At 74.7% G+C, this 11,539-nt stretch carries 8 protein-coding genes; 6 read left to right on the top strand and 2 right to left on the bottom strand.

From position 1 onward, the window contains the following. Positions 1–265: 265 nt before the first annotated feature. From ACVWNX_RS07645 to ACVWNX_RS07620, 6 genes are all read left to right on the top strand, one after another. Positions 266–1,126: a helix-turn-helix domain-containing protein gene (locus ACVWNX_RS07645; protein WP_454413130.1), complete on the top strand. Its 861-nt coding sequence runs from the start codon at positions 266–268 to the stop codon at positions 1,124–1,126. A gap of 125 nt (positions 1,127–1,251) precedes the next feature. Then, positions 1,252–2,757 (top strand): 30S ribosomal protein S12 methylthiotransferase RimO, encoded by a 1,506-nt coding sequence (gene rimO, locus ACVWNX_RS07640; RefSeq protein WP_454413129.1) that lies wholly within the window; start codon positions 1,252–1,254, stop codon positions 2,755–2,757. Beyond that, positions 2,754–3,647 (top strand): CDP-diacylglycerol--glycerol-3-phosphate 3-phosphatidyltransferase, encoded by an 894-nt coding sequence (gene pgsA, locus ACVWNX_RS07635; protein WP_454413128.1) that lies wholly within the window; start codon positions 2,754–2,756, stop codon positions 3,645–3,647. Before rimO ends, pgsA begins: the two co-directional genes overlap by 4 nt. Next, a complete protein-coding gene (locus ACVWNX_RS07630) occupies positions 3,644–4,165 on the top strand; it encodes a CinA family protein (protein ID WP_454413127.1) in 522 nt (173 codons plus the stop codon). The genes pgsA and ACVWNX_RS07630 overlap by 4 nt, the downstream gene beginning before the upstream one ends. A 109-nt stretch (positions 4,166–4,274) precedes the next feature. Continuing rightward, on the top strand, positions 4,275–4,649 hold the full coding sequence (locus ACVWNX_RS07625; protein ID WP_454413126.1) for a helix-turn-helix domain-containing protein: 375 nt from the start codon (positions 4,275–4,277) through the stop codon (positions 4,647–4,649). A gap of 268 nt (positions 4,650–4,917) precedes the next feature. Further along, positions 4,918–5,388 (top strand): Dps family protein, encoded by a 471-nt coding sequence (locus ACVWNX_RS07620; RefSeq protein ID WP_454413125.1) that lies wholly within the window; start codon positions 4,918–4,920, stop codon positions 5,386–5,388. Positions 5,389–5,739: 351 nt separating this feature from the next. Here ACVWNX_RS07620 and ACVWNX_RS07615 read toward each other — a convergent pair whose 3' ends face one another. Next, positions 5,740–6,534: an Fpg/Nei family DNA glycosylase gene (locus ACVWNX_RS07615; protein ID WP_454413124.1), complete on the bottom strand. Its 795-nt coding sequence runs from the start codon at positions 6,532–6,534 to the stop codon at positions 5,740–5,742. A gap of 169 nt (positions 6,535–6,703) precedes the next feature. Further along, positions 6,704–11,467: an ATP-dependent helicase gene (locus ACVWNX_RS07610; RefSeq protein ID WP_454413123.1), complete on the bottom strand. Its 4,764-nt coding sequence runs from the start codon at positions 11,465–11,467 to the stop codon at positions 6,704–6,706. Positions 11,468–11,539 lie beyond the last annotated feature (72 nt).

The following is an 11,539-nucleotide window of genomic DNA, read 5'->3' as shown; positions in this document are numbered from 1 at the left end:
GGTTGACCCGCTGTTGACACCCCCCGACCGGTCGGTGACCTTCCCGGTCGTCTCTCACCCGTTCGAGATCCGAGGGCAACCGTTTCCTCATCACGTTCGTCAAGTTGGGGGGAGGGACAATCAGCACGTCATCACCTTCGGTGGGGGCGGCCAATCCGGCGGCGTACAAATGGCGTACAAAGTCGTCATCACCGGTTGCCCCGCCCTTTCACACCCCCCCTAGACTGAACCTCCAGCAGGTGGCTCACGCTCGAAAGGCGCCCCCGTGTCCATCGGCAACTCCCCCGAAGACGACCGGCCGGCCGACGACCCCGGCCCCGTCGATCCCCCGGCAGACGACCGTCCCTCGATCGGCCGTGTCCTCCAGCGGGCGCGGCTCGACTCCGGGCTGACCGTGGACGAGGTCAGCACCGCCACCCGGGTGCGCGTCCCGATCATCCACGCCGTCGAGCAGGACGACTTCAGCCGGTGCGGAGGGGACGTCTACGCGCGCGGGCACCTCAGGACGCTGGCCCGCGCGGTCGGCCTGGACCCCGCCGAACTGCTGGAGCGCTTCGACGCCGACCGCGGCGGTCGCCCCGCCCCGACCCCGGCCGCCCCGCTCTTCGAGGCCGAACGGATCCGGCCCGAGCCGCGCCGCCCCAACTGGACCGCCGCCATGGTCGCGGCGATCGTCGCCGTCATCGGTTTCGTCGGCTTCACCGCCTTCAAGGGCGACGACGGGGGCAAGGACCGCGAGCGGACGCCGGTGGCCGGCAGCGGTTCCACCTCCGCCGCCGGGACCACCAAGACCAAGTCCGCCCCGCCCAAGCCCGCCGACCCCAAGCCCGCCCCGTCCGACAGCGCCCTCGCCGCCGTCCCCCAGGACAAGGTCACCGTCAAGGTCACCGCCCCCGACGGCCGCAGCTGGATCTCGGCCAAGGACCACAACGGGCGCACCCTCTTCGACGGGCACCTGGAGCGCGGCGAGTCCAAGACCTTCCAGGACAAGCAGCGGATCGACCTGGTCCTGGGGGACGCGGGCGCCATCGAGCTGTTCGTCAACGGCAAGGCCATCGAGGACGACTTCCAGCCCGGCCAGGTCGAACGTCTGAGCTACACCAAGGGCGACCCCCAGGCGGGCTGACCCACCCCGGCGGGGGCCACCGAGGCCCCCGCCGGACGGACCGCCCCCGCCCGCGCGCCGTCCCCGGCCCGGAGAGGGTGCCCGAGGCGCGAGGGGTGTCACCGGGACGAAGTAGTCTTGAGCCCATGCCCGAACGCCGCACCGTCGCTCTCGTCACTCTTGGCTGCGCCCGTAACGAGGTGGACTCGGAGGAGTTGGCAGGCCGCTTGGAGGCGGACGGCTGGCAGCTCGTCGAGGACGCCGAGAACGCGGACGTCGCCGTCGTCAACACCTGCGGCTTCGTCGACGCCGCCAAGAAGGACTCCGTCGACGCCCTCCTGGAGGCCAACGACCTCAAGGGACACGGGAGAACGCAGGCCGTGGTGGCCGTCGGCTGCATGGCGGAGCGGTACGGCAAGGACCTCGCGGAAGCCCTCCCCGAAGCCGACGGCATCCTCGGCTTCGACGACTACGCGGACATCTCCGACCGCCTCCAGACCATCCTCAGCGGCGGCGTCCACGCCTCCCACACCCCCCGCGACCGCCGCAAGCTGCTCCCCGTCAGCCCGGCCGAGCGCCAGGCCGCCGGATCCGCCGTGGCCCTGCCCGGACACGCGCCGGTGGACGCCCCCGCGCCCCGCGACCTCCCCGAGGGGCTCGCCCCCGCGTCGGGTCCCCGCGCGCCGCTGCGCCGCCGCCTCGGCTCCTCGCCCGTCGCCTCCGTGAAGCTGGCCTCCGGCTGTGACCGGCGCTGTACGTTCTGCGCCATCCCCTCGTTCCGGGGCTCCTTCATCTCGCGCCGCCCCTCCGACGTCCTCGGCGAGACCCGCTGGCTCGCCGAGCAGGGCGTCAAGGAGATCATGCTGGTCTCCGAGAACAACACCTCCTACGGCAAGGACCTGGGCGACATCCGCCTCCTGGAGACGCTGCTGCCGGAGCTGGCCGCCGTCGACGGCATCGAGCGGGTCCGCGTCAGCTATCTGCAGCCCGCCGAGATGCGCCCCGGCCTGATCGACGTGCTCACCTCCACCGAGAAGGTCGCCCCCTACTTCGACCTGTCGTTCCAGCACTCCGCCCCCGGGGTGCTGCGGGCGATGCGCCGCTTCGGCGACACCGACCGCTTCCTGGAACTGCTCGACCAGATCCGGGGCAAGGCCCCCGAGGCCGGGGTGCGGTCCAACTTCATCGTCGGGTTCCCCGGCGAGACCGAGGACGACCTCGCGGAGCTGGAGCGGTTCCTCACCCATGCGCGCCTCGACGCCATCGGGGTGTTCGGTTACTCCGACGAGGAGGGCACCGAGGCGGCCACCTACGAGGTCAAGCACGACGAGGACACCGTCGCGGACCGTCTCGCCCGGGTCTCCCGGCTGGCCGACGAGCTCACCGCCCAGCGCGCCGACGAGCGCCTCGGGGAGACACTTGAGGTACTGGTCGAGTCCCTCGGCTCCGACGACGAGGACGACCCGGCCGTGGGCCGTGGCGCCCACCAGGCGCCGGAGACCGACGGCCAGGTGCGCTTCACCGGCGCCGCCGGGCTCGCCGTGGGCCGTATGGTCAGGGCGAAGGTGGTGGGCACCGAGGGCGTCGACCTCCTGGCGGAGGTCATGGAGCTGACCACGAGCGGCGTGTGTTCCGAGGAGGCGGCCAGATGACGGGAGTCCCGGCATCCGCGACGGACGGTCCCGGCCGTCCGGTGCGCGGCGGCAAGCTGGGCGCCGCGGCCGTCAACCAGGCCAGCCTGTGGAACATCGCCAACATCCTCACCATGGTCCGGCTGCTCCTCGTGCCGGGCTTCGTGGCGCTGATGCTGGCCGGTGGCGGCTACGACCCGGCCTGGCGCTCCCTCGCCTGGGCGGCGTTCGCCATCGCCATGATCACCGACCTCTTCGACGGTCATCTGGCGCGGACGTACAACCTGGTCACCGACTTCGGCAAGATCGCCGACCCCATCGCCGACAAGGCGATCATGGGCGCCGCGCTGATCTGCCTCTCCTCGCTCGGCGATCTGCCCTGGTGGGTCACGGGTGTGATCCTCGGCCGTGAGCTGGGCGTCACCCTGCTGCGCTTCATCGTGATCCGCTACGGAGTGATCCCGGCGAGCCGTGGCGGCAAGATGAAGACCCTGGCCCAGGGCACCGCCGTCGGGATGTACGTACTGGCGCTCACCGGTCCGCTCGCCACCCTGCGGTTCTGGGTGATGGCCCTCGCCGTCGTCCTCACCGTCCTCACCGGCCTCGACTACGTCCGCCAGGCCGTGGTGCTGCGCCGCCAGGGCATCGCGGAACGCCGTGCCCAGGCCGCCGAGAGCCTCGCCGCCGCCGAACGCGAGGCGGCCCGGCGGGAAGGGCGCGCGGTGCCCGAGGCCGTGACTCCCGGGACCGGGGCCGCCGGGGACGGGGCGCCGGGCGGGACGTCCGCCGCCCGTGGCGCGACCGGGCCGGATGACCCCCAGCGGGGAGCCGGAGCGCGGGAGCGCGTGGAGGGCGGAACGCCCGGGGGCGCGAGCCCCCGGCTGACCGTCGAGCGGGACGCCGAACGGTGAGCGGGGCGGCTGCCGGGGCCCTGCGACTGCTGCGGGAACGGGGGGAGACCCTCGCCGTCGCGGAGTCGCTGACCGGCGGTCTGGTCGCGGCGGCCCTCACCGACGTACCGGGCGCCTCACGGGCCTTCCGCGGCTCGGTCACCGCCTACGCCACCCCCGTCAAGGAGCGGCTGCTCGGCGTCGACGGCGGGCTGCTGGCGGCGCGGGGGGCCGTGGACGGCGAGGTGGCGCTGAGCATGGCGGACGGGGTCCGCCGGGTCCTCGGAGCGGACTGGGGGATCGCCACCACGGGGGTCGCGGGCCCCGAGCCGCAGGACGGGCGGCCGGTCGGCACGGTGTACGTCGCCGTGCGCGGGCCACGGGATGGCGGCAAAGTGGTCGCATTGCGGTTGAACGGCGACCGGACGGAAATCCGTAGGGAGAGTGTACGCAGCGTGCTCGGTCTCCTGCTGGAGCTGCTGTCGGGCCAACCGGTGAACGACCGCGCACAGGATACGGAACAGAACGGGGGGACTTGATGTTTGCAGCCCTGAGTGAACACGACATCGCTCCCCGCACGGCCGCGGCACGAGGCGGTACGGTGGGGCGTGAAGGATGCGGCTACACGGTCCGAGGAGGGAGCAACCGATGATTCTGCTCCGTCGCCTGTTGGGTGACGTGCTGCGTCGGCAGCGCCAGCGCCAGGGCCGTACTCTGCGCGAAGTCTCCTCGTCCGCCCGAGTGTCACTCGGCTATCTCTCCGAGGTGGAGCGGGGGCAGAAGGAGGCTTCCTCCGAACTGCTCTCCGCCATCTGCGACGCGCTTGACGTACGGATGTCCGAGCTCATGCGTGAGGTGAGCGACGAGCTCGCCCTCGCCGAGCTGGCCGAGTCGGCGCGGGCCAACGAGTCGGTGCCCGCACCGGTGCGCCCGATGCTCAATTCCGTCTCGGTGACCGGCGTGCCACCGGAACGGGTCACGATCAAGGCGCCCGCGGAGGCGGTGGACGTGGTCGCGGCCTGACGGCACGCGGCGTCCCCGGTACACGGCGTCACCGGCTATTCACCAGGGCCCCGGCCCCGGACCCCCCGAACGGGGGCGGTCCGGAACCGGGGCCCTCGCCGTGTCCGGACCTCGCCCCCTCCGGTCGTCCGCCCTGATCCGGACCGGCCGACGGGCCCCGGTGGCCTGCCTGGCCCAGGCGGGAAGGCCCCGGTTTGGGTGACCCCTTTTGGGTAGGTGTGCCATGGTTGAAGTGGCCTGATCCCGATCGTGGAACCGGAGGACCGGCATGTACGTCGTCAAGAGTCCGCTGTCCGATGCCGACATGAAGACCGTCGCCGAGGCCCTCCAGGGCGCGCTGGTGGATCTGGTGGACCTCTCGCTGGTCTCCAAGCAGATCCACTGGAACGTCGTCGGCCCCCGCTTCCGCTCCGTGCACCTCCAGCTCGACGAGGTGGTGGACACCGCGCGGCTGCACTCCGACACGGTCGCCGAGCGCGCCTCGACCCTGGGCGTCCCGCCGGACGGCCGTGCCGAGACGGTGGCCCGCACCTCCGGCGTCGGCCCGGTGCCGGACGGCTGGATCAAGGACACGGACGCGGTCGGCACCCTCGTCACCGCGCTGGCCTCGGTGATCGGCCGGATGCGCGCCCGGGTCGACGCCACCGCCGACGCCGACCCGGTGAGCCAGGACATCCTCATCCAGATCACGGCCGACCTGGAGAAGCACCACTGGATGTTCCAGGCGGAGAACGGCTGAGGCCCCGCCGCGCGTGGTGGCGGTGCCGGGGCGGCGGGGCGCGGTCCGGGCCGTCGCCGTGGTGGGCGGCGCGCTCTGGTGGTGGGCGGCGCTGAGGCTGGCCCTGGCCCCTTCGGCGGGGGCGCTGGAGGCGACGGTGGCCGCCGGTGGATGGGGGCTCAGTCTGCTGCCGGTGCACTGCGCGCCCGCGCCCGCCGCTGCCCGCGTCCGGCGGCGTGGACGGCCCCGGACGGGTGGACGGCTCCGGGAGGCCGGACGGCTGCATAAGGGTGGACGGCTTCGGCGGGGCGGACGGCGTGACGGGCCGGAGGGCGGGCCGGTGGGCACCGGCCGGGTCTCAGGGGCGTCCGGTCATGGTGAGGGGCCGGACTGGCAGCCGGGACACCAGTAGACGGGACGGACCCGGGAACCCTCGCCCCACTCGGTGCGGCGTACCGGGGTGCCGCAGCGGGGGCAGGGGCGCGGGGCGCGGCCGTAGACGAACAGCGGTTCGCGGTCGTGACCGGTGGTGACGCGCCGGGGACGGTCGCGGTTCGCCGTCAGCAGCCGCCGGGCGAGCGCGGGCAGCCCGGACAGGCGGTCGGCGGGCAGTTCCCCGACCGGCAGCCAGGGCGTCGCGCCGACCAGGAAGCACAGCTCCGCCCGGTAGACGTTGCCGATCCCGGCGAGGACGCGCTGGTCCAGCAGCGCCTCCCCGAGGGGCCGCCCGGGAACCGCGAGCAGGTTCTCCCGCACCCGGTCCGGGTCCCAGTCCGGGCCCAGTGGATCGGGCCCGAGATGGCCGACCACCCGGGCCTCGTCGCGGGTGCGCAGCAGATCGAGCACGGGCAGCCGGTAACCGACCGCCGTGGCCGTCGCGGTGCCGAGGACGGCCCGGATCTGGTGCGTGGGCCCGCCGCGCCAGCGTTCACCGGGGCGGTACACCCGCCATGCGCCGTCCATGCGCAGATGTGAGTGGAGGGTCAGCCCGCCCTCGACACGGGTCAGCAGGTGTTTGCCCCGAGGAGCCACCTCCAGGACCGTGCGGCCCGTCAGATCCACCGTGGCGAGCCGGGGAACCCGCAGGTCGGAGCGGACGAGTGAATGTCCGGCGAGCGCTTCGTCCAGCTCGCGCGCCGTCCGCCACACCGTGTCGCCCTCGGGCATGCGTCAAGCCTGCCATGGAACCGGCCCGGGCCGCCGTGCCCGTTCCCCGGGGTGGTGTGGTGCGGCCTCTGTGCGGGAGCGGACGGGACGTGCGGCCGGTGCGGGCGGGGCGTGCGGCCGGTGCGGGCGGGGCGTGCGGGCGCCGGGGTGCGTGGGGCGTGAGCATTGCTCATCCGCGCAGACGGAGCCCCCGGGGGGTGGCGTGGAACCCCGCGCCCTCCAGAACGGTGCCGAACGCCGAGGTCAGCGCGGGTTCCCTGTTGACCCGCTCCACAGTGAGGGTGCCCAGCGCGCCGTCCCGGGCCGCGCGGGCGACCGCCCCGGCCGCCGCCGTCAGCCGGGGGTCGTCCGGTCCGGGGCCGCTGTCCGGGTGGGTGGGCCAGGCCAGCAGGGTCTTGCCGCCCCGTTCCAGGTAGAGCGTCAGCTCGCCGTCGACCAGGACGACCAGCGATCCCGCCTTGCGACCGGGTTTGTGGCCCGCTCCGGCGGGCGGCTCGGGCCAGGGCAGGGCCGCGCCGTACGCGTTGGCGGGGTCGGCGGCGGCCAGCAGGACCGCCCGTGGGCCGACGCCGGGGGCGGGGGGCCGACCGGTGGGGGGCGGGGCGTGACCGGGGTCGGCGGGGAAGTCGGGGATGCCGCCGGTGCGGGGGACGGACGGGTCGTCGGGGAAGGGCTCCGGGGAGCGCTCGCCGCGTTCCCGCGCGGTGGCCGTCGCCCGGAGCCGGTCCACCGCGCCGTCCATGGCGAACTGGGCTCCGCCCAGCCCCTCGACCACATAGCCGCGCCGTGCCTGACCGCTCTCCTCGAACGCCGACAACACCCGGTAGGCCGCCGAGAAACCGCCCTCGACGCCCTCCGCCGCCACGGCGCCCCGGGTCACCACCCCGTGCCGGTCCAGCAGGGTGCGGGCCAGGGCGTGGGCGCGCGGCGTCGGCTCGGTCTCCGCCGCCGGGAGCAGGGACCAGCGGCCGCCGACCGTCGGGGGACCGCTCCGGGAGGCCGGTCGGGCGGCGGCCGTCAGGGAGCCGTAGCGGCCGCGCGGGACCGTCCGCCGGGCGCGGTGCGCGGTCGAACCGGCGGTGCGGCCCGAGCCGAGCAGGGCCCGCAGCGGGGCGAGGGTGTCATTGGTCAGCCGTCCCGACCAGGTGAGGTCCCAGATCGTGTCGGCCAGCTGGGGGTCGGTGGCCTCCGGGTGGGTGGTGGCCCGTACCCGGTCGGCGATCTGGCGGAAGAACAGGCCGTAGCCGCCGGAGAGGGCGTCGAGGACGGACCGGTGGAGCGCCGTCTCCTCCAGCGGGTGGGGCGGGGGCAGCAGCAGGGGCGCCGCGTCCGCCAGGTACAGGGAGATCCAGCCGTCCTTGCCGGGCAGGGCGCCCGCGCCGGCCCACACCACCTCGCCCGAGGCGGTCAGCTCGTCCAGCGTCGCGGGGGTGTAGCCGGTGACCCGGGACGGCAGCACCAGCCGCTCCAGTGCGGAGGCCGGCACCGACGCGCCTTGGAGCTGTTCGACCGCCCGCGCCAGGCCGTCCGTGCCGCGCAGCCCCCCGCGGTCCCCGATGTGCTGCCACCGGGGGAGGAACTGGGCGAGGGCCGCCGGGGGGACCGGTTCCAGCTCCTGGCGCAGGGCGGCCAGCGAACGGCGGCGCAGCCGTCGCAGGACCGCCGCGTCGCACCACTCCTGGCCGATGCCCGCCGGGTGGAACTCGCCCTGGACGACCCGGCCCGCCGCCGCCAGCCGTCGCAGCGCGCCGTCCGTGACCGCGCCGCCCAGTCCGAAGCGGGCCGCCGCCGTGGTCGAGGTGAACGGTCCGTGCGTCCGGGCGTACCGGGCGAGGAGGTCGCCCAGCGGGTCCTTGACCGGTTCCGTGAACGCCTCGGGCACCCCGACCGGCAGCGCCGTGCCCAGGGCGTCCCGCAGTCTGCCCGCGTCCTCGACCGCCGCCCAGTGCTCCACCCCGGCGATCCGGACCCGGATCGCGCGCCGGGCCGCCGCCAGCTCCCCGGCCCACCCGTCCTCGGCGCCCCGCTCGGCCAGCTCCCCGGGCGTCAGCGGGCCGAGCAGCCGCAGCAGGTCGGCGACGCCCTCCGCGTCCTTGACCCGACGGTCCTCGGTGCGCCACTGGAGCTCGGCCTCCAGCTCGGCCAGCACCTCGGGGTCCAGCAGCTCCCGCAGCTCCGCCTGACCGAGCAGCTCCGCGAGCAGCCGGGAGTCCAGGGACAGGGCCGCCGCCCGGCGCTCCGCCAGCGGTGAGTCGCCCTCGTAGAGGAACTGGGCGACGTAGCCGAACAGCAGGGACCGCGCGAAGGGCGAGGGCTCCGGGGTGGTGACCTCCACCAGCCGGACCCGTCGGGCTTCGATGTCGCCCATCAGCTCGGTGAGCCCGGGGACGTCGAACACGTCCTGGAGGCACTCGCGGACCGCTTCGAGCACGATCGGGAAGGACCCGAAGTCGCTCGCCACCTCCAGGAGCTGGGCGGCGCGCTGGCGCTGCTGCCACAGCGGGGTGCGCTTGCCGGGGCTGCGGCGGGGCAGCAGCAGGGCCCGGGCCGCGCACTCCCGGAACCGGGACGCGAACAGGGCCGACCCGCCGACCCGTTCCGTGACGACCTGGTCCACGTCGCCCCGGTCGAAGACCACGTCGGCGGCGCCCACGGGGGCCCGCTCCGCGTCGTACTCCGTGCCCGTGCCGCCCGGGCCGCCGGGGTCCGCGTCGAGGAGGTCCAACCCCATCAGATCGGCGTCCGGGAGCCGGAGCACCAGACCGTCGTCGGCGTGCATGACCTGCGCGTCCATGCCGTACCGCTCGGTGAGCCGGGCGCCCAGCGCGAGCGCCCAGGGGGCGTGCACCTGCGCACCGAACGGGGAGTGCACGACGATCCGCCAGTCGCCCAGCTCGTCGCGGAACCGCTCCACCACGATGGTGCGGTCGTCGGGCACGTGCCCGCAGGCGGCGCGCTGCTCGTCCAGATAGGCGAGGACGTTGTCGGCGGCCCACGCGTCGAGTCCGGCGGCGGTCAGCCGCCGCCGGGCGTCTTCCCGGGGCAGGGCGCCCACCTCGCGCAGGAACGCGCCCACCGCCCGGCCCAGCTCCAGCGGACGGCCCAGCTGGTCGCCCTTCCAGAACGGGAGGCGGCCCGGGACACCGGGGGCGGGGGAGACCAGCACCCGGTCCCGGGTGATGTCCTCGATCCGCCACGAGCTGGTGCCGAGGGTGAACACGTCCCCGATCCGCGACTCGTAGACCATCTCCTCGTCCAGCTCGCCCACCCGGCCGCCGCCCCGCTTGGGGTCGGCCCCGGCGAGGAACACCCCGAACAGGCCCCGGTCGGGGATCGTCCCGCCCGAGGTGACCGCCAGCCGCTGGGCGCCGGGGCGGCCGGTGACCGTCCCCGCGATCCGGTCCCACACCACGCGCGGGCGCAGCTCCGCGAACGCGTCGGAGGGGTAGCGGCCCGCGAGCATGTCCAGCACCGCCGTGAACGCCGACTCCGGCAGCGAGGCGAACGGGGCGGCCCGCCGGGCCAGTGCCAGCAGGTCGTCCACCTGCCAGGTGTCCATCGCGGTCATGGCGACCAACTGCTGCGCGAGCACGTCCAAGGGGTTGGCGGGCACCCGCAGCGACTCGATCGCGCCCGTGCGCATCCGCTCCGTGACCACCGCCGACTGCACCAGATCGCCCCGGTACTTCGGGAACACGACCCCCGTCGACACCGCTCCCACCTGGTGCCCCGCCCGGCCCACCCGCTGGAGCCCGGAGGCCACCGACGGCGGCGACTCCACCTGCACCACCAGGTCGACCGCGCCCATGTCGATGCCCAGCTCCAGACTGGACGTGGCGACGACGGCCGGCAGCCGTCCCGCCTTCAGGTCCTCCTCGACCAGCGCCCGCTGCTCCTTGGAGACCGAGCCGTGGTGCGCCCGCGCGATGACCTGAGGGGCGCCCAGGACGGCGCCGGAGCCGCCCATCACCTCGGCCGGGGCGTGGGACTCCGCCAACGGGACGCCGGTGGCCCGCTCGTGGGCGATCTCGTTCAGCCGGTTGCACAGCCGTTCCGCCAGGCGCCGGGAGTTGGCGAACACGATCGTGGAGCGGTGGCTCTGCACCAGGTCGGTGATCCGCTCCTCCACGTGCGGCCAGATCGAGGGCCGCTCCCCGTCCTCGCCGGCCTGCGACGCGGGCGAGCCGCCCAGTTCGCCCAGGTCCTCCACCGGGACGACCACCGACAGGTCGAACTCCTTGCCCGAGGGCGGCTGGACGATCTCCACCTTCCCGCGCGGGGACAGATAGCGGGCCACCTCGTCCACCGGACGGACCGTCGCGGAGAGCCCGATCCGTCGCGCGGGCCGCTCCAGCAGCTCGTCCAGCCGCTCCAGGGAGAGCGCGAGGTGCGCCCCCCGCTTGGTGCCCGCCACGGCGTGCACCTCGTCCAGGATGACCGTCTCCACCCCCGCCAGGGCCTCCCTGGCGGACGAGGTCAGCATCAGGAACAGCGACTCCGGAGTGGTGATCAGGATGTCCGGCGGGCGGGTGGCCAGCGACCGGCGCTCGGCGGCGGGGGTGTCGCCCGAGCGGATGCCGACCCGGACCTCCGGCTCCGGCAGCCCGAGCCGCACCGCCTCCTGCCGGATGCCCGTCAGCGGGCTGCGGAGATTGCGCTCCACGTCCACCGCGAGGGCCTTCAACGGGGACACGTACAGCACCCGGCACCGCTTCTTCGGCTCGGCCGGGGCCGGGGTGGAGGCCAGCCGGTCCAGCGCCGCCAGGAACGCCGCCAGCGTCTTGCCGGAGCCGGTGGGCGCCACGACCAGCACGTCCGAGCCCTCGGCGATCGCCCGCCACGCGCCGCTCTGGGCGCTCGTGGGCGCGGAGAACGCCCCCGAGAACCAGCCGCGGGTCGCGGGGGAGAACGTGTCGAGGGCGGACGTCACCATGCCCCCATCCTGCACCCGACCACTGACAATCGCTCCGACCTGCGCGAACGCCCCGCTCCTCGGGTGCTCGAC

It is taken from the genome of Streptomyces sp. JNUCC 64, from assembly GCF_054484115.1.
Note: the sequence above shows the minus strand (reverse complement) of the source record. Positions and strands in the feature narration are given on the sequence as shown.